Source organism: Pacificimonas sp. ICDLI1SI03 (assembly GCF_054740865.1).
In genome coordinates this window covers 512,807-537,227 of sequence record NZ_JBSQAU010000001.1, presented here as the reverse complement: position 1 = coordinate 537,227, position 24,421 = coordinate 512,807, and the positions used below count along the sequence as shown (strand labels likewise).

Genomic DNA, 24,421 nt, shown 5'->3' with positions numbered 1-24,421 from the left:
ATGGCTGCAGATCTGCCCGAACCAAAAGGCTATAAACGCGCCACTGGCGGATGGGGGTCTCTGGAGGGCATTACCCGCGTCGAACTAACTGCAAAGGCCAGCCCCAGCGCGGCGCTGACGTTGAAAACGCAGAACAAGCCGGGCGGCTATATGTGTTCGTCCTGTGCGTGGACAAAGCCCGAGGATCCGCATGTCTTCGAATTTTGCGAGAATGGCGCGAAGGCGACGCTGTGGGATCTGACCACGGCACGTTGCACCCCGGAATTTTTCGCGCAGCACAGCGTGTCGGAGCTGCGGGAGTGGGGCGATTACGAATTGGAAAAGGCAGGTCGGCTGACCGAGCCGGTCCGTTACAATCCGCAAACCGATAAATATGAGCGCGCGTCCTGGGACGATGCATTCGCCGCCATCGGCGCCAAATTGCAAAGGATGGAGCCAAAAGCGGTTACTTTCTACGCCAGCGGTAAGGCGGCGCTGGAGCCATCCTATCTCTATGCCCTGTTCGCCCGCGCCTATGGCCACAACAATCTGCCCGACAGTTCGAACATGTGCCACGAGACGACGTCGGTCGGCCTGAAAAAGGTCATTGGGTCATCCGTCGGCACCTGTCAGATGGACGATTTCGACCATGTCGACGTGATTTTCTACATGGGCCAGAACCCCGGCACGAACAGCCCGCGTATCCTGCATACGCTGCAGAAGGCGGTAGAGCGCGGATGCAAGATCCTGGCGTTCAACCCGCTGAAGGAAAAGGGCTTACGCGAATTCATCAATCCCCAGAATCCAGTGCAGATGACAGTGGGTTCGCCCACCAAGCTGGACCACATGTATTGCCAGGTTCGCGCAGGCGGCGACATTGCGGCGCTGATGGGCGTGTGCAAACGCGTACTGCAGCGTGACGCGGAGGCCCAAGCATCCGGCGCCGACCGCATCCTTGATACGGCGTTCATTGCAGAACACACCCATGGCTTCGACACCTTCATCGAAACAGTGCGCGCTTCCAACTGGGAAGAGCTTGAGCGCGCCAGCGGCATCACGCGCGCGGAAATGGAACAAGCGGGCGATATTTATGCCGATGCCGACAATGTGATGGGCATTTACGGCATGGGTGTCACCCAGCACGTCCACGGCGCACAGACCATCGGCATTCTGGTCAACCTGTTGCTACTAGGCGGAAATATCGGGCGGAGGGGCGCTGGCTGCTCACCCATTCGCGGACATTCCAACGTACAGGGCCAGCGCACTGTCGGCATCACAGAAAAAGTGAGCCTCGCGCCCGTCGAAAAATACCGCGAGCTGTTTAACCTCGAAACCCCGCAGGAGGACGGCCACACCACGGTAGAGTTTCTGGAGGCGACGATCGCGGGGACCAACAAGGGCTATATCGGCCTTGGCGGCAATCTGGCCCACGCGGTACCGGACCACGAGCAGGTGCATCGCGCCTGGGGGGACATGGAACTGACCGTTCACGTCGCCACAAAGCTGAACACCACGCATTGCATGCCCGGCAAGGAAAGCTGGATCCTGCCCTGCCTGGTGCGGGCGGAAGAGGATCTCCAGGGAAGCGGCAGCCAGTGGGTCAGTATGGAGGACAGTTTCAGCCATATTTACGGCAGCCGTTCCCATCGCAGTCCCGCAAGCGAACATTTGAAAAGCGAGACCGCAATCGTCTGCGCCCTGGCAAAGGCAACGCTGGGTAGCGAGAATCCTACGCTCGTATGGGACGAATGGGCGGATGATTATTCACGCGTCCGCGATCTGATCGCCGCTACTTTTCCGGCGGAATTTCACGATATGAACGCGCGCATGAACCAGGCTGGCGGCTTTTACCGCGGCAATGCCGCGCGGGAACGGATCTGGAAGACAGACAGCGGCAAGGCCGAATTTACCGACCCCACGGTTCTGAACGCCTGCGGGATCGGAGATGCGGAGGGGCGCTATCACCTCGCGACCCTGCGGTCGAACGACCAGTTCAACACGACCATCTATGGCCATTCCGACCGGCTGCGCGGCCTGTCCGGCGACCGGCGGATCATCATGATGCGGCCCGAAGACATGGTGAAGGAAGGGCTGGCAGAAAATGATCGTATCGATCTGATTACCGACGTTCCCACTGATCACGAAAGTGCGGATGTTTCACGTCGCGCCGTGAGCGGGTTTCGTGTCGTGCCCTACGACCTGCCCCGCGGAACGCTGGCCGGTTATTTTCCTGAACTGAACCCGCTTATTCCGCTTTGGTACCACGAAGAATTATCGAAGACTCCTGCCAGCAAGGGCGTACCGGTACGGGTCGAGAAAACCGCCTAGATTTTCAATATTGGTGATAGCCTGGGCCAACACCGATATTTGATCCCGCTTTCAAGCCTTGAACATGTCGATAATCGCAGAGATCGGGGGCCAGGCCGTTCGCCTCGGCCCGCCCCCTCTCTCTTTAGCGCCTAGGCCTGCGAACGGCGTTTCCGCATGCTGAGCGCAAGAACACCGAGGCCCAGAAGTCCGATCGCTCCAGGGGCGGGAATGTCCAAAGGCGGCGGCGGTGGCGGCGGCGGTGGTGGCGGGGAAATGCCTGGTGCGAAGGTGGCGCCGCCATATGTCAGATAGCTGTCGGCCTGATCACCACCGCCCAGCATCACGAGGAATTCACCAGCGGCCGTCAGGTCGAACAAACCGAGCGGCAAGTCAAGAATGCCCCTGTAGAAGCTGGATGAACCGATTTGAGTGAAGCCTGACGGATCGACCACAGCACCGTCCAATGCCAGTGATGACAGATCGCCAAGGTCGATGACGATGGATGCGTAATTCACGCTGAATGCCTGTCCGCCGCTTGGCGTGGCCAGACGGTATTCCGCCAGCCAACTATCGGCACCAGGCACCAGGGACATGGCGGGGTCGGTCAATTGTCCGGTGCTGCCGGTTCCGATCAGATATTGGGCGACGGCAGCGGGCTGGCTGGTCTGCACCCGCGCACCCGATCCCCCGACAACGCTGAATTCATGGACGTCGCCCGCGCCAAGCGTTGCGACCAGAACCCCATCCACCCGAACCTGGGTATTGGCGGTCGTCGCGATGACACGCACAAGGTCCTGTCCGACGAGGCCACCTGCAGCCTCCGACGCAGTTACGTAATAATCCTGGCTAAGGCGATCGGTGGGGATCATCTGCTCGATCAAGGTGTCACATGCGACACGCCCTGCGGGTACCTGCGCGCATTCATGGCCCGCGGACACTGCCACGTCCCTGTTCGCCGAAACAAAGGAACCGGTCAGGTCGGTCGAGCCGCCGGAATATTTATAGGTCTCCCCCGCCTGCAGCGTCACGTTGATCGGTGCGCCGCCCTTTGGCGAGAAGGTAACCGTGGTATTATTTTCCACGGCCTGGATCATCACCTGACTGCCTTCACCGAACCCCTGTCCCTGGCTGGCCACGACATAATCGGTGCCGAGGGACTCACGCTCCAAAAGATACGACATGTCGGTACTGGCATTGGCACGGTTGACGAAATACGCCCCAAGAGGGCCTGCCGACGTAATCTGAAAACCGGTGTTAACGGTTGCCGTGCCAGATTGTTGAAATGTGTTGCTAAGAGCCTGATTAAAAAAGCCGTCCGCATTCAGAACGACATTCTCGTTGAAACCAGCCGCGTTCATAATGGTTGCGTTCTGCCCGGGCGCACCGAACAGAAATACCGAGGCGTCTGGCGTCACGAGATTCCGGTTAAAGTCGAAGTAAAGGGCGGCTGCGTTGGCGGCCGTACCGCCCATCAGCGCGAGCATCGCCCCCGCGAGCATTGTCGGTTTCATTTTACGTCTCCAAAAGTAAGAAAACTTACGGATACGCAACAGACAGTTAGACGAAGTTAAGCAATTCCCGTGCCACTATTTAAATGGCTCTCCCAATTGCCTGAATCCCAATCCAAAATTCGAACCAAAATGAATATTACGTCAGCGATATGGACGCGAAAATGTAAAATTTCCCGACACAATCGGGGCCAAGACAGGACAGCCGACGCGCTGTCAGGCGCGTGCGTTTTCCACTTGAACGCTGTTGTGACGCAACGCCGTCAGGGCTGTTCGCACGATAGCGTCCGCATCCAGCCCGGCTTGCGCATATTGTTTTGCAGGATCGTCATGGTCCTGAAAAACGTCGGGCAGCCGCATGGTACGAATTCTCAAACCCGTATCCAGAAGGCCGGTGTCGCTCGCCAGGGTCAGCACATGCGCCCCAAGCCCGCCAATCGCGCCTTCCTCGATGGTGATCACCACATCATGCGTGGTGGCAAGTTTCCGGATAAGCGCTTCATCAAGCGGCTTTACGAAACGCAGATCGGCCACCGTCGTTGACAGCCCCTTGGTTTCCAGTTCGTCTGCGGCAGTCAGAGCTTCGCCCAGGCGCGTGCCGAGCGAAAGGATCGCCACCTGGCGCCCTTCCCGGACCACCCTGCCCTTGCCGATTTCCAGCTGTTGCGGCGTTTCTGGCAGGTTAACCCCGGTCCCGTTGCCGCGTGGATAACGAAAGGCGATCGGCCCCTTGTCATAGAGGGCCGCCGTGTGGGTCATGTGCACCAGCTCGGCCTCATCGGCGGCAGCCATGACGACCATATTCGGCAGAGTGGACAAATACGTCACGTCAAATGAGCCCGCATGTGTCGAGCCGTCGGCGCCGACCAGACCCGCACGGTCGATCGCAAAGCGCACGGGCAAATTCTGGATACAGACGTCGTGTACGACCTGATCATAGGCCCGCTGCAGAAAGGTCGAATAGATCGTCGCAAAGGGGCGCATCCCCTGCGCGGCGAGCCCGGCCGCGAACGTCACCGCGTGCTGTTCCGCAATGCCGACGTCGAAGGTTCGGTCGGGAAAGGCGCGGCCGAATTTGTCCAGACCCGTCCCCGACGGCATCGCCGCCGTAATCGCACAAATCTTTGGATCGCGCGTCGCCTCTGCGATCAAAGCATCCGCAAAGACGCCGGTATAGCTGGGCGGCCCCTTTTTCTTTGGCGCCATTTCGCCGGACACCACATCGAACTTGGTGACGCCGTGATATTTGTCGGCGCTCGCCTCTGCCGGCGCATAGCCGTGCCCCTTTTTCGTGACGACGTGGACCAGGATCGGCCCCTGCTCGCTGTCGCGGACATTTTCCAGAACGGGAATCAAATGATCGAGATTGTGGCCGTCGATGGGGCCGACATAGTAAAAGCCCAGTTCCTCGAACAGAGTTCCGCCGGTTGCCATACCGCGGGCATATTCCTCCGCCTTCTCAGCGGCGGCATGAACGCGCTTGTGTAGCTTCTTCGCGACTTTTTTCGCCAGATTGCGCAGGCCGAGATATTCCGAGGAGGAAACCGCACGCGCCAGATAGGCGCTAAGCCCGCCAACCGGCGGCGCGATCGACATGTCATTGTCATTCAGGATGACGACCAGCCGGTTGCCGGCCTGTTCGGCATTGTTCATTGCCTCATAGGCCATGCCGGCCGACATCGCCCCATCGCCGATAACGGCAATGGCCTTGCCCGGCTGATTGTTCAGCTTGTTCGCAATGGCAAAGCCCAGCGCCGAGGAGATCGATGTCGAGGAATGTCCTGCGCCAAACGGGTCATATTCACTCTCCGACCGCTTGGTGAATCCTGAAACGCCGTTACCCTGGCGGATGGTGCGCATGCGGTCGCGCCGACCGGTCAGTATCTTGTGCGGATAGGCCTGATGGCCGACGTCCCAGATCAGCCGGTCATCCGGCGTGTTGAACACATAATGCAGCGCGACCGACAGCTCCACAACGCCCAGGCCGGCGCCAAGATGGCCGCCGGTCTGGCTGACCGCATCGATCATTTCCGCGCGCAGTTCATCGGAAAGCTGGCGCAGTTGTTCGGACTTCAACCGGCGAAGCTGTTTCGGCGTGTCGACGGTGTCGAGCAGCGGCGTATCGGGACGGGACGTCACAAAATTCCCCAAATGTTTATGCTATAGTTATCCGCGACTGGCGGCTTTGTCGAACGCGACATGTGCGGCGAAAGGGTGCAGGCGGTTCGGGGGCTTCCCGTTTCAGGCCTATGCCGCACAGCTTTCGCAGGTACCACGAACCTCCATCACCGGATTGTCGGGACGGAACCCCGTACCGGCCGCGCGCGCGCGCATGGAATTCGCCAAATCGTCATCGTCCAGATGCGTGATGCCGCCGCAATCCTGACAGATCAGGAATATGCAGTCATGCACACATTCGGGATGGGCATTGGCGATATAGGCATTCTGGGTTTCGACACGCTTGGCAATGTTGTTCGCGACAAAGAGGTCGAGAATGCGATAGACGCTGTTGGGCGCCACACGCTTGCCGCGATTTTTGGAAACGGCATCGGCGACGTCATAGGCACTCGCCGGACCGCCGGCTTGCGCCAGCGCATCAAAGATTTGCGCGCGCATTTCCGTCCATTGCTCGCCCGCATTAACAAGGGCGCCCTTCGCGGCCTCGGCAAGCGCCTGGCCCTGATACTCATGGTGACCGGTCATCCATCGAATATCGGTCTTTTTCATCCGATCCGCAAGGTTCAGGCGTGGCGGCGGGTGGCCCAACGCATGTTGAGCGCATGTGCGATCGCAACGAGAATTACGCCCAGAACCGTCAGAACTACCTCGCGCGCGCCATGCCCCGCGATCAATGCGCCACCCATCGCGCCCACGCCGAAACAGCCGATTGCTACGGCCTCCCAACGACCATGGCCGAGCGCTCCGCCCACAAGGCCGAGGATCGCGAGAGGCACCGCAATTGCCAGGCCCCATCGATGAACCTCATGGCCGAAAAAGGCGGATCCCGATGCCGACATGATTGCAACGAACAACGCCCCGAACAGGCAATGCACCAAGCAAAGCCCGCTGAGGCCGATCGCGATCCTGTCGAACATGGAGTTGAGTTTGTGCGCCATCACGCAGAAGGATATAGTGTTACATGAACTGCCGGACAAGCGATTCATTCCGCGCAACCATGTCGCACGCGCGTGCGACCGTCTGCGGGTTGGAGGGCGGGCCGCAAAGGGATAGACGCTGCCCATGACCCAATCATCACAGCCCGCAGCAGCGCGCCCTATCGCCATATGGCTAAGTGCCGTCGCGGCTCTCGTCGTCCTGATGGTGGTCGTCGGCGGCATTACACGGCTGACCGAAAGCGGCCTTTCCATGGTACGCTGGGAACCGGTGACCGGCGCGGTGCCGCCCCTGACGGAGGAGGCGTGGCGCGCCGAATTCGCAGATTATCAGGCCTCGCCCGAATATCGGTACAAGAATGCCGGCATGTCCCTGTCTGAATATAAGAACATCTATTTCTGGGAATGGACACACCGGCTGTTGGGCCGGATCATCGGCCTTGCCTTCGCACTGCCGCTCTTGTGGTTCTGGGTCAGAGGTCAGATCCCCCCCGGTTACAAGCCGCGGCTAGTCGCCCTGCTGGGACTTGGCGGATTGCAGGGCGTTATCGGCTGGTGGATGGTGACGTCCGGGCTGGCCGACGTTCCCGATGTCTCGCACATTCGGCTGGCGGTGCATTTGAACCTGGCCTTTTTCATCATCGCCGCCCTGATCTGGACCGCCAGCGACCTGCTCCGCGGCCGGGCACGGCTGACGGCACTTGCCAGAGTGGCGCTGCTGGGTCTGTTCGTTCAGACCATTTTGGGGGCCTTCGTTGCCGGCATGGACGCCGGCTATGCCTATGCGGAATGGCCCACAATGGGCGGGCATTTCTTTCCGGCTTATCCTGAGTGGATCGAACCCGCCTGGCGTAACCTTGTCGATAATCCGGTCATCGTTCAGTTCGTTCACCGCTGGTGGGCCTTTGTCGCGGCGGCCCTGCTGGTCTGGCTGGGCGTTACCGCCATGAAGCGTGGATCCCGAAGGACGCCCATTGCGTTGAAGCTATTGATCGTAACGCAGATCGTTCTGGGCGTCATGACCCTGTTGTCTGGCGTTGAATTGTGGATTGCCGCGACACACCAAGGGGTTGCGGCCCTGATCGTCTGGTACGCCGCAGCCTGCGCGCACCGGATTGGAGAACCGGCCATCGGAGAGCGCACGTGAAAAATATTCTGGGCGGCGAGCTCGTCGACTGCAGCCATGATCCCAAGACCGGATGGCATCGCGACGGCTGCTGCAATTCCGTACCCGACGATGTCGGCAATCACAGCGTCTGCGCCGTCATGACCGATGAATTTCTGACCTTTTCAAAGGCGGCGGGGAACGACCTGTCGACGCCCCGACCACAATTCCTGTTTCCGGGCCTGAAACCCGGAGATCAATGGTGCATCTGCGCCGCCCGCTGGGAACAGGCGCGTGCCGGCGGCGCGGCGCCGCTGGTACGGCTGGAGGCGACACACGAGCGCGCCCTGGAAGTTCTGCAACTCGGTCATTTGCAGGCCCACGCGGTTGACGAAGAAGACACCTAACGCGCTTGCAATAGAAACTTCATTTTCGCATCTTGCGCTAAGCGCCGTCCCGCCCAAGCAGCGCCTTCCGGTGTCAAATGGGCTCCGTCGTAACTTATCAAGTTTCCTGCAGGAGTAAAAACTGGACAATCCTCCACGCCACAGAGATTCGCATATATATCGATAATATCAACTCCCTCAATATTTGCTATTTTCTGGTTCAACTCGACGTTGATTGGGTCCGCCTTCGCTCTAAAGTCTGGCCGTTCGTGAGGTCGCACCTCCACTAAAGCTCTCTGGTCTATTTCCGCAAAAGCTTTCCGGTTAAAGATTAGAACACGCCCTTTTGTTTTTCGCCTAATATTATCGACACTTTCTTTTAATAGCGGTATCTGCCAATCACGCCAAGACGATGCCAACAAAACGGCGTCGCTGTCGCGCATTCTATTAAGCAACAAAGGACGATTGTATCGCTCTGAAAAAGCACATTTTCTTCGATCAATCGGTTCTATCAGCAGAGACATATCACTACTGATATCTAGATTACCACAATTCGCTGATATATAAAATGTTGAAACATTCGCTTTATCATGAATCTGCGACGCAAATATCATATTGGTCAAATCCTGCGCAAAACTATCTCCAATAATTACCACATTTTTCTTTTCATTATCAGGAAATTCCTGTCCTTCAAATTCTGTAAAAAGAGCTCTCGTATACTCGCCCATATCAGCCACATTCATTGAAACTAAATATTGATCTTCCTTCTTATATCGCCATAATCCCCCGGAAGTTAAAGTACCAAGAAGACCAAATATGATAAGAAGTCCTGTCGCACAAAACGCTATGAAATATACTTGAAATTGCGACCAACTAGCATTTCTAAATGGTTGCTCAATGTATCGCCAACTCAACCATGCGAGTGGTAACGACATCATGCTCAAAACAAATATCGTTGAGGAAGACAGGCTCTGTCCAAATCCTAATCGAGAAAATACCAAAACAGGCTGATGCCAAAGGTAAGCACTATAGCTTATAAGACCAATACCAACGGTTAATCTGTTGCTTAGTATGCGACCAGCAAAACCTTCTTCGCCCCCAAAAATAATTACTAAAACTGCACCAAAAACCGGCACTATCGTATAAATGGATGGAAATCTTGTTGCCTCGTCGAATAAAAAGATGCCTGTTATAATGATAACTAAACCTAATAGAGTGAAATCACCACGGCTCTGGCGCCCACGGGTCCTTTCATGCAAGGCACAGAGAGACCCAATTAAGAATTCCCACGCGCGAGTAGGAAGTAAGAAAAAGTTTGCGGACGAAAACCTGCCAGACGCATACTCACATAAAATAAAACTTACTATTGATATTAAAACCAAATTCCTCCATCTCTGACGAGATGACCCTCTCCATATGATTAATAATATTAATGGAAATATTAAATAAAACTGCTCTTCAACTGCCAAGCTCCATGTATGCAATAATGGTTTTAATTCAGAAGCTTCAGCAAAGTATCCGCTTTCACTAAAAAATAGAATATTTGATACAATAAGTGCAGTCGCTATAACGCTTTCTGAAAAGTCGACAAGTTGAAAGGGGAGCATGGTCGCCCAAGCCAACGGAAAGCAGCAGCCGACAACTACGATTAGTGCAGGAATTATACGTTTTAAACGCCGTCCATAGAAGTCAATAAAAGAAAAGTTCCCCCGATCTAGATCGCGTGCCAGAATTGATGTAATTAGATAACCGCTGATTAAAAAAAAATGTCTACCCCGATAAATCCGCCAGAAAAGCTGCTCAGCTCTGCATGGAAAAAAATCACTGGCATAACTGCCAAGGCTCGCAAGCCGTCAATCTCGCGCCGATACTGCAATTTCCGCAACCCTCCGTTTCAAGTTCGTCTAGGTAAAATTAATCGGCCGGTCGACCCAGCGATCGTTCTTAGCTCGTGGTAACAGTTTACCACATCGGCAAGCCTCCTCAATCCTTGACTTTTTTCGGCCATTCCTGCACATCATCGCAACAAAGCGGGCAGCCTCGGCTGTCCGCCTTTTGTTTTTAAACAAGGAATTTCCCGAATGTACGGCAAACAGACCCCTTCGCTGAAGGCGGGCGAGATCGACAAGAAGTGGGTGTTGATCGACGCCCAGGATCTGGTCGTCGGGCGCCTCGCCTCCATTATCGCGCTGCGCCTGCGCGGCAAGCACAAGGCCAGCTATACTCCGCACATGGATTGCGGTGACAATGTCATTGTCATCAATGCGGACAAGGTGCGCTTCACCGGCAACAAGATGACCGACAAGGTGTATTACAAGCACACCGGCTATCCAGGCGGCATCAAGGAAACGACGCCGCAAAAGGTGCTGCAGGGCCGTTTCCCCGAGCGCGTGCTGACGAAAGCCGTCGAGCGCATGATCCCGAAGGGCCCCCTGGGGCGCCAGCAGATGCGCAATTTGCGCGTCTTCGCCGGCACGGAACATTCTCATGAAGCGCAGTCGCCCGAAGTGCTCGACGTCGCCGGCATGAATCGCAAGAACAAGGTAGGCAAGTAAGATGGCAGAAGAGAAAAAGGGTCTTGAGGACCTGAAGGACCTGCAGAAGGAAGCCGCAGCCGAACAGAAGGCTGCTGCCCCGACGGCACAGGCAGGCACTGCCGCGACGGACAATGACGCCGCGCAGTCGACCGCCGCTCCCGCTGCCCCGGCAAGCGATCCGAACGACGTCAACGCCGCCCCCCTTCGCGAGAAGAAGGTCGACGAATATGGCCGTTCCTATGCGACCGGTCGCCGTAAGGATGCCGTCGCGCGCGTCTGGTTGAAGCCGGGCTCGGGCAAGATCACCGTCAACGGCCTGGATCAGGGCAAGTATTTCGCCCGTCCGACGCTGCGTCTGGTTATCAACCAGCCGTTCGAAGTCGCACAGCGCAAGGGTCAGTATGACGTCGTCGCAACGGTTTCCGGCGGCGGCCTCAGCGGTCAGGCCGGCGCGGTTCTGCACGGTCTCGCACAGGCGCTGACGCGGATGGAGCCAGAGCTGCGCAGCGAAATTAAGCGCGCTGGCTTCCTGACCCGCGACAGCCGCGTGGTGGAGCGTAAGAAGTACGGCCGGGCAAAGGCTCGCCGCAGCTTCCAGTTCTCGAAGCGTTAATTTTTCTACAGACAACCGGATCCGGGTGCGGCGTCTCGCCAGCAATGCCCGGGTCCGGCTGCATCGGCGCCTGACCTGCTCAAGAAGCGGCAGAACGTCGGCGCCAAGGCTGGGGTTTTCCCTTCCCCGCTCCCCGTTCGTTACCCGATGCCAAGCGCCTGTTCGGGCATAACGATCAGTGCAGACATGACCGCTAAGCCCGGGATAGCCGTCCCAGCATAAGCGCGTCGCAGACGATCTGCCGCGCTAACCTTCAGTCTCTTTTCAGTGGCCAGTTAGTGGCGCTGCCCACTCCGAAAACACATGCGGCCGCGGACTCCTTGTCCCGCGGCCGCCACATTATTCTTTGTTCGTCGTTACGACGCAGGCGTAAAGACATATTCATGCTGGCCATCGCGTACGGTCAGCGTCGCCGGGTTTGCTTCCTGGCCCACCAGGAATTCAAAACCCAACCGCGCCGGGTCGATCGCAACGAAGGAGCTTGTGCCGTCGGCATTCTCCTTCGATGCCAAGCGCGTGCTCCAACTCGCAGTGCTCAAGACCACTTGGTCGCCATCGCGACGAACGGTCAGTTTGCCCAATTCATCATTGGTATATGATGGTGCCAAACGATCCGCGAGTTGCGCTTCGGGCGGCACCATCAGCTTCTGCCGCTGGGCCGCGCGAGCCGTTTTCATACGCTCGGCGGTCATAGCCACATCCTCTGCGGCTTCCGGCTTACCGTCATATACGATTTCCAGAAGGCGCCGCAGGAACGGCTGGAACAGCGCGCCGCCTGCATCGGCATTGGTCAAAAGAACAGCACCCACGCCTGCTTCCGGCAAGATATACCAGTTGCTGAGGAAGCCAGGCATGGCGCCACCGTGATAGACGATGGGCGTACCGTAGGAATTGTCGACCTGCAGTCCCATGCCATAGCTTTTGTCCTCGCCAACGGAGACGTTGGGCTCGCGCCGCTTCAGCACACTGGCTTCTGAATAGAGGCGTTCACCATCGGGGGACACGCCCAGAGTTAATTCGTTCATGACATATTTCGCCATGTCATGTGCGCTCGACCAGGCGCCGCCAGCGGGCCGGTAGGGAACGACGATATATTCGATATCGATATCGCTGACGCCCATATTGCCATCCACGTCGAAACCATGCGGGGCGGCGTAATTGCGCGTGATGGCCTCCGTCGTGTCGAACAGCGTGTCCGACATGTCCAGAGGATCAAACACCTTTTCCTGCATCGCGGCGTCATAGGCCGCGCCCAGCTCCATATCAGGATCAACGATGTGGCCACCGATAAAGCCAGCCGCCGATACAACCAGATTATTATACTGATAGACCTCACCGAATCCGCTGGTGGGCATCGTGTCGGCCAGTTGCGTGAATGTCTCTTCAGCCGGCGTTTCGCGGCTGGTGTTGAAGATCCAGTTATAGTCTTTTCGCGGCAGGCCCGTGCACGCGCAAACCAGATGGCGGATCAGCACCTGCCTCGTGGTTTCGTCATCGCCGAGGCGGAATTCCGGATAAACTTCGGTGACCGGCTGATCCCACTCCAGACGACCTTCGTCGACCAGCTTGGAAAACAGCAGAGTTGTCATGCCCTTGGTATTGGAACCGATCATGAACAGCGTATCTGCATCCACAGGCTCGTTGGTGGTCACATCACGCACACCGGCGCCACCTTCATAAACGACCTTGCCATCGTCAATCAGTGCATAGCCAACGCCCGGAACGCCCAGCTGCCGGATGGACTCTTCAACGAAGCGCCGCATTTCGGCGATGCGCGCCTCATCCAGTTGATTGGCTTCGCGACCCGCGAAAGTTTCAGGCGTATAGCCGACAGGTCGGACGGTCTCGCCGACCAGCCCGACAGCGGCCGAACGCTTCACAGCGGTCGAGGTGGCGCCCTCAACGATCAAAACCGTCCAGTCGTCACCCTTTCGCAGTGTCGTGGCGCGCGCCACCTTTTCCTCGTTGGGCGACACTTCATAATTGATGTTCTTTCGTTCGTCCCAGCCATCTCGTGCAGCGGCGGGCACAACCAGCGCCACCGGGCGCTCCGCGACACCGAAGAGAGACCAGGCCGCGGTGGCCGCTGCCGTGGCGTCTGCCGCCGCGCCAACGTCGACGATCGCGATTTTCAAATCTCCTTCTGGTGCGGTCAAGGTGGTTACCTGACCGGACGTGTTTGTCGTCCAGTTTTCCGGTGTCTCATACGTTGCCAGAGGCCCGCTGGCGTCAGGAGCGGTAACGGCGGGCGTAGCAGGTTCCTGAGCCACGGCGTGCGCCGGCGCGGCCAGCGCCAGCACTGCGGATGCGAGCAACAGCATTTTCTTCATGTGCATATTCTCCCTTTGCGCCCGCATATCCCGTATTTGACCGAAAATGGCAATGTGCGAGAATTTTCGGTACAAACCGCAACGACAACGCAAAAGGGCAGGCCGCGCGCCCGCGACCTGCCCTATAAAGCATCTTTGCGTCCGGTTTAGTCTGCGGCTTGCGCAGCGCGCTCCATGGGCTCCGGCGTCGGCTGATCCCAAAGGAGATGATGCTTTCCGAGGACGACGAAATTGTCGGCGGCGATAAGATCGGACTTGCTGTGATAGCCCAGTACGGCCGTCACCTCGTCTTCCGGACACCGCACAAGCAAGACGGTCTCCTTGGAAGAGAAATTGGTCAGACCGCGACCGATTTCCACGCCATCCTCGTCGTAAATGTGGAGGACGTCGCCCTTGCTATATTCGCCATGGCTGGCGACCACGTCCATTGCGTCGACGCCCCGGCCACCGGCCACGAGTTTTTCTGCGGCCTCGGCGGAAACGACCAGGCTGCCCGCCATTTGCAGGCGGTCGGTCAGCCATACGCGCCAGGATGATTCTGGATCACCGATCGCAATGCAACGCGTATGACGGCGCTCGTTCTTCAGGATGGAGCTGATCGGGCGTTCTACAATGCCCTTCGCGATGAAAGCCGTGGCGCCGGCATTCTGCGCCATATTGGCGGCCTGCATCTTGGTCAGCATACCGCCACTACCGAGCGCGCCCTTGCTCTTCGTCGCGTCCAGATAGACGCTGACATCCTCAACCTCATCGACGAATACTGCCCCCGGCTCGCTGGGCGGGCGATCGTAAAGACCGTCAATATCTGTCAGCATGACGAAATTCGGGGCACGGACCATCTGGGAAACCTTCGCGGCCAGACGGTCATTGTCGCCGACACGAATTTCTTCGGTCGTCACCGTATCGTTTTCGTTCACGATCGGCAGAATGTTGTTTTCCAGCAGTTTCTCAATTGTGTTCTTCGTATTGAGATAGCGCCTGCGGTTTTCCATTTCTTCCGACGTCAGCAGCACCTGCGCGATGTTCATGCCGAATTCCATCGAGATCTGCTTGTACATGTTCATGACGAGAGGCTGTCCGCAGGCAGCTGCGGCCTGTTTGTCCTGCACGCCCGCCGTTTCCGGCCGCATGCCAAGAGCGCCAAGCCCGATGGCCGCCGCGCCCGAGGAGACGAGAACCACCTGATAATTTTCTCTTCGCAGGTCGGCGATGTCGGACAGCAGGCCGTGCAAGAACGCATATCTGAAATTCAGATCCTGCTGATTGACGATCAATCCGCTTCCAACCTTAACGACAACACGCTTTTCCAAGCTCACTATAAACTCCGCTTTCTGTTTTGCGCCTTACATAGACCAAACCTGCTGCACTGCAACATATATCCATTGATCCATGATAAAGCACAGCTACATGCTTATTTGCAATGGAGCGTTAATTTCACGTTATAATCGGACCTTATTCTAATACCGGCTGTGACGTTCCGAAAACTATTATTGAACTTCATCCGGTTGCGCTGCAATATTATTTTTGTTACCTTCGCCCTCACATGATAATTTGTAGATAGTTTGCTTGTTCGTTTCATGACAAGCAGCGAGGGAGCTTTTGATGAACATCCTGATGATCGGATGCGGAAAAATGGCGGGCTCGATGCTGCGCCGTTGGCAAGATCTTGAAAAGTACAGCTTTACCATCGTCGACCCAGCGCTGGAACGCGCGCCGGAGGGGGTTCGGCTTCATGCCGGATTTCCAGACGTAGAAGATCAGAAATTCGATCTGCTGATCGTTGGCATCAAGCCGCAGATGGTGAACGATATCCTGCCGCAATATAAATCTGTAATGGCCGACGACGGCTTTGCCCTGTCGATCGCGGCAGGCGTTCCGGCGGACCATGTCGCAACCCTTCTCGGCGGCAGACCAGTCGTTCGGGTAATGCCGAACCTGCCGACCGCGTACGGCGTTGGCATGAGCGCCATTTATAAGGGAAAGGGTGTTTCAAAGGCGCAGGCGGGCCATGTCGAAACGCTGATCGAGGCGACGGGCAAGTTCATCACGGTGGAGGAAGAGGATCGCATAGACCGGTTTACGGCGATTGCCGGATCCGGGCCGGGCTATGTGTTCGAATTCATGAACAGCTTTGCTTCGGCCGCCACGCAACTGGGATTCGATGCGGAGGAGGCCCGCATGCTGGCGGTGGAAACCGTGCTTGGCACTGCCCATATGGCCTCCCACGACGAACGTGCGCTGGCCGATCTTCGCGATGACGTCACCAGCCCGAACGGCACGACCCAGGCTGGCCTGGACGTTCTCCGCCGCGGCGGGGACCTTGCGGATCTTCTGCGCGAGACCACTGAGGCCGCGTATCGCCGCGCCTGCGAACTGCGTTGACCTTCAGCGTGAAGGAATGCACGAATTTGAAATAGAGGACAAATATATGGCTGACACCGAACCCTTCGACGCCGACAAATATATCGCCGAGCTGGGACAACAGGCGCGCGCTGCCGCTCGTATCATCGCGACCGCCAGTACCGCAGACAAGAACGCCGCAATCGAGGCCGCCGCCGAAGCGCTGCTTGCGCGTACAGACGAAATCATCGCAGCGAATAAAGAAGACGTCGCCGAAGCGCGCGAGGCAGGCAAGCCCGACGCATTCATCGACCGCCTGATGCTGGACGAAGCGCGTATTAACGGCATGGCTGAGGGTATGCGCACCGTCGCCGCCCTGCCCGACCCGGTTGGACGCAAGCTGGCGCAGTTCGAGCGGCCCAATGGGCTGAACATCGAGCGTGTTGCGGTTCCGATCGGCGTCATCGGCATGATTTACGAATCGCGTCCCAATGTCGGCGCCGATGCGAGCGCGCTATGCCTGAAATCCGGGAATGTCATCATTCTGCGGGGCGGTTCCGACAGTCGGCGCAGTTCGCGCGCGATCGTGGAGTGCGTAGCGTCCGGCCTGAAAAAGGCCGGCCTGCCCGAAAGCGCCGTGCAGATGATCGACACGCCAGAGCGTTCCGCGGTAGGCGCGCTGCTGAGAGCGACTGAAGTGATCGATCTCGTGATCCCACGCGGTGGCAAGAGCCTTGTAAAACTGGTCCGTAACGAAGCGCGTGTGCCGACGCTGCTGCACCTTGATGGCAATTGCCACACCTATGTCCACGAAGCGGCGGACCTGGAAAAGGCGGTGGATATTGTCACCAATGCGAAGCAGCGCCGGTTCGGCGTCTGCGGCGCGACAGAGAGCTTGGTTGTGGACGAGGCCGTAGCATCCGCCCTGCTGCCAAAACTGCTGGACGCGCTTGACGGTTGTGAAGTGCGCGGCGACCCGGCTGCACGTGCCATCGACGACAGGATCATCCCTGCGAACGAATCCGACTGGACGACGGAATATCTCGATAACATCCTGTCGGTTAAGATCGTCCCAGGCCTCGACGCCGGTATCGACTGGGTCAGCCAGCACAGCAGCGGCCACACGGATGCGATCCTGACGGAAGACGAGGCCGCCGCCGACCGGTATCTCGCCACCATCGACAGCGCAGTCGTCATGCACAATGCGTCGACGCAATTTTCCGACGGCGGGGAATTCGGCATGGGCGCAGAGATCGGTATCGCCACCGGCAAGATCCATGCGCGCGGCCCCGTGGGTCTGGAACAGCTGACAACATTCAAATATCAGGTACACGGACAGGGTCAGACGCGGCCCTGAGCACCCGCTTGTTCGGGCAAGGGCGCTGGCGAACGGGCCGTAGCAGGCCGTATGGTTGTCGGCGCTCTTGCAAACAGGCTGCCACGGTCTGCCTTCGCCTTTTCTACTCTCCTCTATCCTACTTTGCAGGATTTCCGCCCGCGCGACTGATGCGGGAGGTCAACACGCGCATGGACGATGGCAGCAGCGCACCCAGGCAGCTGGGGCGTGCAGACGGACCGTTTCAACGAACGGCGATCTTCCTACAGATCGTCCCTGAAAGTGCAGTCGCCACGCATGAGGTCAGTGAAGATGACAGCGCGGCGCTAAGGCTCAGGCGAAGCCGGCCAGCGAAAGGACGAGACCCAGCAACACCACCGCCACAAGTCCGGCCATGAAAACCGCACGCCTGCGTTTCGTGCGCAGGATTATCTCTGCGCCGCGCGCATCCCGGCCTGATACGGACGTTCGGTCTGGCGAGTCATTTTGCTCTTTCATGCATGCTTCCCAGCTATTTCAGTTCTTCTCTTTCCGTGGAAAGGAAGGCACTGAACCAACGCCTCGAAAAGTGAAAAGCTGCAAAAAAGAGGTAGGAACCGTGGAACCCCACGGCGGGTCTTCATGACTACCTTCAGGGGTTGCTGCCAGGTAGCCCCGCGGCAGAAGCTCAGGTGTGCTTCTGTATCAGGTCATATGACCGCTCATACCATTTCGAGCCGGGGTAATTTGCACCCAGAACGGCAGCGGTACGTTCCGCCTCCTGCGGGATTCCGAGCAGCAGATAACACTCCACGATCCGGTGCAACGCTTCCGGCGTGTGGCTGGTCGTTTCATATGTCTCGATAACGTTTTCGAAGCGCTTCACGGCTGCGATAAATTGGCGACGTTCCATATAGAAACGGCCGATCGTCATTTCCTTACCCGCCAGATGATCCCGGGCAAGATCGATTTTCAGCCGCGCATCGGCGGCATATTTCGTGTCGGGATAACGACGCGTTAGCTCCGTCAGGGCGGACAGCGCCTGCAAGGTGGTCTGCTGGTCGCGTTCCACATCCTCGATCTGCTCGTAATAGCTTAGCGCAATCAGATAATAGGCATAGGGCGCGTCGCTATTGCCCGGATGCAGCGACAGGAACCGCTGCGCCGCCGAAATGGCGTCATTATATTCGCGCGCGGAATAATAGCTGAATGCGCTCATCAACTGGGCGCGGCGTGCCCAGACCGAATAGGGATGCTGCCGCTCCACCTCGTCAAAGATGGCCGCGGCCTGCTTTGCGCGGCCGCGGTCCAGCGTGTCCTTTGCCAGCGTGTAGAGCGTCGAGACGTCGCGGGCGACATATTTGCGATCGATCACGCCATTATCATTACCCCCCGCACAAGCAGACAGAAGGAGGGCGGAAACCGTGGCCGCCGCCAGCGGGCGTACGAAAGTATAGCGTGTGTTCATATCGGTGATCTAGCCTCTGGCCGCCGTTTCGCCAACCTCAATGCGTCGACACGTCGCCTACGCTGGCGGTGGCCGTTCTCCCCCGCTAATCTCGCCCGCGATGTTACGCGTTCTGACACTCTCCACCCTCTATCCCAATCCCGTGCAGCCCGGACTGGGCGGCTTTTGCGCGCGCCAGACGGAGCGCCTGGGCGCCCGCCCGGATGTCGAGGTGCAGGTCATTTCGCCGGTCGCGAAATTTCCGCTATCCTTGCCCGGTGCGCCCTATTCCGCCCTACGGTCGGTTCCCCTTCAAGAACAGAGAGGCGGCCTTACTGTTCATCATCCGCGCTTCACCAACGTACCGGTGGTCGGCTGGCGCTGGAGCGCCGAGGCAATGGCACGCGCCGTCTTGCCGCTTGCCCGGCAATTGCATGCTGAGCGTCCGTTTGACGTGGTCGATTGCCAATTCATGTTTCCGGACGCGGTGGCCGCGCACCAGATCAGCCGGACGCTGCATATTCCCTATTCGCTGAAAGCGCGCGGGTCCGACATTCATTTCTGGGGAGCACGTACACGCGCCCGGCGGCAGATCATCGGCGCCGGACGACACGCCAATGGCATTCTCTCCGTCTCCTCTGCCCTGAAGCGCGACATGAGCCGTTTCGGCCTGTCACGAGAGAGGATCGACGTTCACTATACCGGTGTCGAACTGGAGCGATTTTCGCCGAATGCTGCGCCAAAGGCGGAGCGGCCCCTGCTCATCTCCGTCGGCAATCTCGTTCCTCTGAAGCGGCATGATCTACTGGTCGACATGATGGTGCATTTACCTGATGTGGCGCTGGAAATCATTGGCGAGGGGCCGGAGCGACACAGCATCGCGCGTCGTATCGAACGGCTGAACCTTGGCAACCGCGTCAGGCTGCTGGGGCGATTGCCGCATGATGAACTTCCCGCCCGGCTCGCTGCGGCGCATGCGCTGGTCCACGCATCGGAACGCGAGGGGCTTGCCAATGTGTGGATAGAGGCCATGGCGAGCGGGACTCCGGTCGTTACGACCAATGTGGGCGGGGCGGCAGAGGTCGTGACCCCCGCAACGGGCGCGCTCCTCCCCAAAGACAGCAGCGCCGTCGCCATGGCTCATGCGGTTCAGGAACTGCTGGCGTCGCCGCCAGATCGCGCCAAGATTCGAGAGGCGGTCCTGCCATTTTCGTGGCAGGCAAATACGGATGCGCTCTATGCGCACCTGGTCCGATTGGCGGGACGAAATTGATCAGGCAGGCGGCAGGATAAGGGCGGCCACCATCCGCTCCTCCGCCAGCAACAGATTATAGGTTCGCGCGGCGGCTCGCGAATCCATCACCTCCGGCCCAAGGCCGCGCTCGCGCAGGTGCTCCAGCATCTCGAAATCCGGCCAGGCCATCTTCGCGCCGCTGCCTATCAGAAGCACGTCCCGTGGCGGCTGGAGATTTGTTGCCAACGTAAAATCGGCGAAAGACAGGTCATCGACCTTTTCAATATCGACGGCCTCGACGCCGTCGGGCCAGATCAGGAAGGCGCCGTCGCGCCGTTCGCCGGCCACGACGAAGCGGTTGTCGCGAACCGCCTCGATACGCGGCGCGCCTTCAGGACCTCGGACCTCTTCAAAGGCCATCAGTGCACGTCAGGAACGGGCGGAAACCCGCTCCGCGCCCGGCTTGTCATCGGTCAGGAAGCTGTTTGGCCCAACGCCCAGCCACAGCAGGATCGGGCCCGCGACATAGATGGAGGAATATGTGCCAATTACGACTCCAACGAGCATGGCGAGCGTAAAGCCGAAAAGAACCTCCCCGCCAAAGAAGATCAACGCGAGCAACGCAATCGCCATCGTGACGGAAGTCATGACCGTCCGCGCCAACATCTCGTTGATCGACAGGTCAAGCAATGACGTCATGTCCATCTTCCGATATTTGCGAAGGTTTTCGCGAATTCGGTCATAGTTCACAATGGTGTCGTTCAGGGAATAGCCGATAATCGTCAGCAGCGCCGCGATGATGTTCAGGTTAAATTCCAGCCCGGTCCAGGCAAATAGCCCCAACGCAATGACCACGTCATGCACGAGGGAGATGAGTGCGCCGACGCCGAACTGCCATTCGAAACGCAGCCATATAAAGCCCGCAACACCGATCATCGCGATGACCGCGGCCAATGTGCCATCGCGGATCAGCTCATCGGAAACTTTCCCCGATACGACGTCCTGACTGCGCAGGTTTGCCTCTGGATATCCTTCTGTAATCGCCGCCAGCACCTGCTCCTCGACCGCCTTTGCCTCGTCCGGATTTTCCGTCTCGCTGAGGGGGAGCCGAATGGACACGACTTCGGGGGAACCAAATTCCTGAATACTGGAGCTACCGATCCCGAGGGCATCGATACGCTGGCGAATATCGTCGACATTAGCAGGCTCTTCAAAACCCACCTCCATTTTCAGCCCGCCGGCAAAGTCGACGCCATAGTTCAGATTGTGCGTCAGCAGGCCGACGATCGACAGAACCACGAGCAACAGGGTGACACCCACACCGACAAACCGCCACCGGACGAAGCCGATATTGGTATTGTCAGGGACCATCTTCAGGAGTTTCATATCGTAATCTCCTGCACGCGACCCTGCTGACGCTCAAACCAGAAATGCGCGAACATCCTGGTCACCGTCACGGCCGTGAAGACGCTCGTGGCAATGCCGATCGTCAGGACGACGGCAAATCCCTTGATGGGACCGGACCCGAGCCAAAACATAATGATGGCGGCGATGATATTCGTGATGTTCGCGTCGAAGATCGTCGTCGACGCCTCCTTGTACCCCGTCGCCACGGAATCCATGACACGCCTGCCCTTTCGCAATTCCTCGCGTATTCGTTCGTTGATCAGCACGTTGGCGTCCACCGCCGCACCGACAGTCAGGACGAAACCGGCAAGGCCCGGCAGGGTAAGCGTCGCGCCAAGCAGGCTCATTATGCCCACCATCAGGATGATGTTGAATGCCAGCGCAACGTTCGAATACCAGCCGAACCTGCCATAGGTGACGAGCATAAAAACCATCACGAGGGCTACGGCGAGGATCGAAGAATAGATGCCGGCATCGATGGAATCCTGGCCCAGGTCGGCACCCACGGTGCGTTCTTCGATGACGGTCAGTTCAACAGGTAGCTTGCCCGAACGGAGCAAGATGGCAAGTTCGTTGGCGCTCGCGGTTGTGAAATTCCCGGAAATGACGCCCGCGCCGCCCAAGATCGGCTCGTTGATACGCGGAGCCGAAATGACAACATCGTCAAGGATAATGGCAAAGGGCTTGCCGGTATTCTGCTGGGTCACGCGCGCAAAACGGCGCGCCCCGGTCGAATCGAAGTTGAAGCTGACGACGGCCGAGCCCTGCTGAAAGGTCTGTTGCGCATCGGTCAGCTGGTCGCCCGAAATAATGACGCGCCGCTTCACAACGATAGGCTGGCCGGTTTCGGCATCCGGCAGGATTTCGCTTCCTGGCGGTGCACGGCCAGCGGCGATGCGCGCCGGATCGGCCTCCACATCCACCATCTTGAATTCCAGCTTTGCCGTCTGACCGAGGAGGTCCTTCAACGCCTGCGGATCATCTAGGCCGGGAACCTGAACAACGACGCGGTCCACGCCCTCCCGGATGATCGTCGGTTCGCGCGTGCCCATTTCGTCGATGCGGCGGCGAATGACCTCGACCGCCTGCAGCATGGCGGCGTCCACGGCATCGGCCTGCCCTGCTTCGGTCGGCGTAAAGACGATGCGATTGCCATCCTGAACGGTGACATCATAATCACGTGCCCCCGTGACGCCGACGGCGGTGGTCAGGCCGCGTGCAATGTCGACAGCCTGATCCACGCGGGTGACGTCGCGTACCATGAAGCGCAGCTGTCCGCCGCGCAGGGACACGTCGCCAATTGCAATCGGGCCACCTTCGGCGCGGCGCATTTCTTCGCGGACATTCGTTTCCAGCGTTTCGAGGCGCGTTTCGAACAGGCTGTCCGAGTTCGCTTCCAGCAGGATGTGGCTACCGCCCCTAAGATCCAGGCCCAGGTTCATTTGGGCTTTGGGCAGAAAATCCGGCCACGCAGCAACCTGATTTTCCGGAAACGCGTTTGGCAGCGCGAATACCACTCCCGCAATCAGGACCGCGAAAATGGACCAGATTTTAGCCTTTGAAAAGTTCAGCATGAACGCGGTCTAATCGTTCGCGGCTGCGGCCGGGGTTCCCGGCTGGCGCACCTCCGAAAGCGTTCCCTTGACCACTTTGACGACGTTGCCATTACCCAGATCGACATCGATCTCGGTTTCGGTAACGCGTTTCACCTTGCCGATCAGCCCGCCGCCGGTCACGACCGTGTCGTTCTTTTTTACGGCGTCGATCATGGCCTTATGGGCTTTCATGCGCCTCTGCTGAGGCCGGATCAGCAGGAAATAGAAAATCGGAATGATCAGCAGCAGAGGCATGATGGCGTTCAAAAAACCACCAGCACCACCCGAGGCTCCGGCGGCTTGGGCATATGCAGGAAAGGAAAACATGAAAATCTCTTGGCTATGATCGTGCGGGCGCTACTTAGGCGCCCGGTACGGGAGGTGCAATGCAGACCATGAATTCGACGACCCTGACGCGTATCGCCGAGGCACTGGAGAGATTGGCGCCGGCGCCGGCGCGGGCAGACCTGGCCGCCTTTCCCGCCTATCACTGGTCGGCCGGTGGTCTGACTGGCATCAACCGCTTGGATGCCATGCCGCTGTCGGCATTTGCGGCAATCGAGATACAAAAAACTGCGCTGTTCGAAAATGCCCGGCGGCTCGCCGCTGGCGCACCGGCACATGACGTGTTGCTGTGGGGGGCGCGGGGGATGGGCAAAAGCGCATTGGTCAGGGCCGTAGCGGCAGAGCTGTCGCTGGGCCTTGTTCAGGTGGACGCTGACCGCATTGCCGATCTGCCCGAGCTATTTCGTTTGCTTGACGGCGCCGAGCGTGCATTTTTGGTGTTTATTGACGACCTGGGTATCGATGAGGAGGCCAGCCTCCGCGCGCTGCGGTCTGTCCTCGACGGAGGGGTAGAGGCGCGGCCCGACCGTTGCCGCCTGATCGTCACGTCCAACCGCCGCCATTTGGTGAAACGCGATCTGGCTGAAAACGAAGCTGCGGCTAGCGTCAATCCACGCGATACCCTGGACGACAAGCTGGCGCTCGCCGAACGCTTTGGGTTGTCGCTGGGCTTTCATGCGTGCAGTCAGGACGATTATCTGGCCATCTGTCACAGTCTTGCGAGGGAAGTTGGCGTGGCCGTCGACGATGCCGCCGCGATACGCTTTGCGACGCAGCGCGGTGCGCGCTCTGGCAGAATTGCGCGCCATTATGTGACGGAGGTGGCGGGCGGCACAGCCCTGACGCAGGTGCCTTAA

At 58.4% G+C, this 24,421-nt stretch carries 22 protein-coding genes; 9 read left to right on the top strand and 13 right to left on the bottom strand.

Annotated features, from left to right (window positions below):
• Positions 1 to 2,307, top strand: coding sequence for an FdhF/YdeP family oxidoreductase (locus tag ACSMXM_RS02530; RefSeq protein WP_460313661.1), 2,307 nt, complete (start codon positions 1 to 3; stop codon positions 2,305 to 2,307).
• A 131-nt stretch (positions 2,308 to 2,438) separates the two neighbouring features.
• Here ACSMXM_RS02530 and ACSMXM_RS02525 read toward each other — a convergent pair whose 3' ends face one another.
• From ACSMXM_RS02525 to ACSMXM_RS02510, 4 genes are all read right to left on the bottom strand, one after another.
• The gene (locus ACSMXM_RS02525) at positions 2,439 to 3,800 is read right to left on the bottom strand and encodes an IgGFc-binding protein (RefSeq protein WP_460313659.1); all 1,362 of its coding nucleotides are present in this window, start codon (positions 3,798 to 3,800) and stop codon (positions 2,439 to 2,441) included.
• Positions 3,801 to 4,013: 213 nt separating this feature from the next.
• Complete coding sequence (dxs, locus tag ACSMXM_RS02520) at positions 4,014 to 5,936, bottom strand: 1-deoxy-D-xylulose-5-phosphate synthase (RefSeq protein WP_460313657.1); 1,923 nt, start codon at positions 5,934 to 5,936, stop codon at positions 4,014 to 4,016.
• Between the two features lie 108 nt (positions 5,937 to 6,044).
• Positions 6,045 to 6,524, bottom strand: coding sequence for a Fur family transcriptional regulator (locus ACSMXM_RS02515; RefSeq protein ID WP_460313655.1), 480 nt, complete (start codon positions 6,522 to 6,524; stop codon positions 6,045 to 6,047).
• A gap of 14 nt (positions 6,525 to 6,538) precedes the next feature.
• Positions 6,539 to 6,892, bottom strand: a complete 354-nt coding sequence (locus ACSMXM_RS02510; RefSeq protein ID WP_460313653.1) for a MerC domain-containing protein — start codon at positions 6,890 to 6,892, stop codon at positions 6,539 to 6,541.
• Positions 6,893 to 7,037: 145 nt separating this feature from the next.
• On the opposite strand from ACSMXM_RS02510, the gene ACSMXM_RS02505 reads away from it, so the two are divergent.
• Both ACSMXM_RS02505 and ACSMXM_RS02500 read left to right on the top strand, forming a co-directional pair.
• Positions 7,038 to 8,057, top strand: a complete 1,020-nt coding sequence (locus ACSMXM_RS02505; protein ID WP_460313651.1) for a COX15/CtaA family protein — start codon at positions 7,038 to 7,040, stop codon at positions 8,055 to 8,057.
• A complete protein-coding gene (locus ACSMXM_RS02500; RefSeq protein WP_460313649.1) occupies positions 8,054 to 8,422 on the top strand; it encodes a DUF2237 family protein in 369 nt (122 codons plus the stop codon). The genes ACSMXM_RS02505 and ACSMXM_RS02500 overlap by 4 nt, the downstream gene beginning before the upstream one ends.
• Here ACSMXM_RS02500 and ACSMXM_RS02495 read toward each other — a convergent pair.
• A complete protein-coding gene (locus tag ACSMXM_RS02495; RefSeq protein ID WP_460316341.1) occupies positions 8,419 to 10,158 on the bottom strand; it encodes an acyltransferase family protein in 1,740 nt (579 codons plus the stop codon). The genes ACSMXM_RS02500 and ACSMXM_RS02495 overlap by 4 nt on opposite strands.
• A 324-nt stretch (positions 10,159 to 10,482) precedes the next feature.
• Here ACSMXM_RS02495 and rplM point away from each other — a divergent pair, with 324 nt between their 5' ends.
• On the top strand, positions 10,483 to 10,956 hold the full coding sequence (gene rplM / locus ACSMXM_RS02490) for a 50S ribosomal protein L13 (protein WP_460313647.1): 474 nt from the start codon (positions 10,483 to 10,485) through the stop codon (positions 10,954 to 10,956).
• A 1-nt stretch (position 10,957) separates the two neighbouring features.
• Positions 10,958 to 11,551, top strand: a complete 594-nt coding sequence (gene rpsI / locus ACSMXM_RS02485) for a 30S ribosomal protein S9 (RefSeq protein ID WP_460313645.1) — start codon at positions 10,958 to 10,960, stop codon at positions 11,549 to 11,551.
• A gap of 356 nt (positions 11,552 to 11,907) precedes the next feature.
• Here the strand turns inward: rpsI and ACSMXM_RS02480 are convergent, their stop codons facing one another.
• Positions 11,908 to 13,881, bottom strand: a complete 1,974-nt coding sequence (locus tag ACSMXM_RS02480) for a serine hydrolase domain-containing protein (protein WP_460313643.1) — start codon at positions 13,879 to 13,881, stop codon at positions 11,908 to 11,910.
• Between the two features lie 146 nt (positions 13,882 to 14,027).
• On the bottom strand, positions 14,028 to 15,197 hold the full coding sequence (proB, locus tag ACSMXM_RS02475) for a glutamate 5-kinase (RefSeq protein WP_460313641.1): 1,170 nt from the start codon (positions 15,195 to 15,197) through the stop codon (positions 14,028 to 14,030).
• A gap of 286 nt (positions 15,198 to 15,483) precedes the next feature.
• Here proB and proC point away from each other — a divergent pair, with 286 nt between their 5' ends.
• The gene (gene proC / locus ACSMXM_RS02470) at positions 15,484 to 16,263 is read left to right on the top strand and encodes a pyrroline-5-carboxylate reductase (protein ID WP_460313639.1); all 780 of its coding nucleotides are present in this window, start codon (positions 15,484 to 15,486) and stop codon (positions 16,261 to 16,263) included.
• 46 nt (positions 16,264 to 16,309) lie between these two features.
• The gene (locus tag ACSMXM_RS02465; protein ID WP_460313637.1) at positions 16,310 to 17,578 is read left to right on the top strand and encodes a glutamate-5-semialdehyde dehydrogenase; all 1,269 of its coding nucleotides are present in this window, start codon (positions 16,310 to 16,312) and stop codon (positions 17,576 to 17,578) included.
• A 312-nt stretch (positions 17,579 to 17,890) separates the two neighbouring features.
• Here the strand turns inward: ACSMXM_RS02465 and ACSMXM_RS02460 are convergent, their stop codons facing one another.
• Both ACSMXM_RS02460 and ACSMXM_RS02455 read right to left on the bottom strand, forming a co-directional pair.
• Positions 17,891 to 18,055, bottom strand: coding sequence for a peptide ABC transporter permease (locus ACSMXM_RS02460; protein ID WP_460313635.1), 165 nt, complete (start codon positions 18,053 to 18,055; stop codon positions 17,891 to 17,893).
• Between the two features lie 169 nt (positions 18,056 to 18,224).
• Entirely contained in the window at positions 18,225 to 19,004 is a 780-nt protein-coding gene (locus ACSMXM_RS02455; protein ID WP_460313633.1) for an outer membrane protein assembly factor BamD, read from the bottom strand.
• A gap of 100 nt (positions 19,005 to 19,104) precedes the next feature.
• Here ACSMXM_RS02455 and ACSMXM_RS02450 point away from each other — a divergent pair, with 100 nt between their 5' ends.
• Entirely contained in the window at positions 19,105 to 20,256 is a 1,152-nt protein-coding gene (locus ACSMXM_RS02450; RefSeq protein ID WP_460313631.1) for a glycosyltransferase, read from the top strand.
• On the opposite strand, the gene ACSMXM_RS02445 is transcribed toward ACSMXM_RS02450, so the two are convergent.
• Genes ACSMXM_RS02445 through yajC form a run of 4 tightly spaced genes read right to left on the bottom strand, consistent with a single transcriptional unit; the run spans position 20,257 to position 23,546 of the window.
• A complete protein-coding gene (locus ACSMXM_RS02445) occupies positions 20,257 to 20,637 on the bottom strand; it encodes an Mth938-like domain-containing protein (RefSeq protein ID WP_460313629.1) in 381 nt (126 codons plus the stop codon).
• A gap of 9 nt (positions 20,638 to 20,646) precedes the next feature.
• Complete coding sequence (gene secF, locus ACSMXM_RS02440) at positions 20,647 to 21,603, bottom strand: protein translocase subunit SecF (protein WP_460313627.1); 957 nt, start codon at positions 21,601 to 21,603, stop codon at positions 20,647 to 20,649.
• Positions 21,600 to 23,198 carry a protein translocase subunit SecD gene (gene secD / locus ACSMXM_RS02435; protein ID WP_460313625.1) on the bottom strand — a complete coding sequence of 533 codons (1,599 nt, stop codon included), beginning with the start codon at positions 23,196 to 23,198 and terminating at the stop codon, positions 21,600 to 21,602. The genes secF and secD overlap by 4 nt, the downstream gene beginning before the upstream one ends.
• Before the next feature lie 9 nt (positions 23,199 to 23,207).
• Complete coding sequence (yajC, locus tag ACSMXM_RS02430) at positions 23,208 to 23,546, bottom strand: preprotein translocase subunit YajC (RefSeq protein ID WP_460313623.1); 339 nt, start codon at positions 23,544 to 23,546, stop codon at positions 23,208 to 23,210.
• A 68-nt stretch (positions 23,547 to 23,614) separates the two neighbouring features.
• Here yajC and ACSMXM_RS02425 point away from each other — a divergent pair, with 68 nt between their 5' ends.
• Positions 23,615 to 24,421: an ATP-binding protein gene (locus ACSMXM_RS02425; protein ID WP_460316340.1), complete on the top strand. Its 807-nt coding sequence runs from the start codon at positions 23,615 to 23,617 to the stop codon at positions 24,419 to 24,421.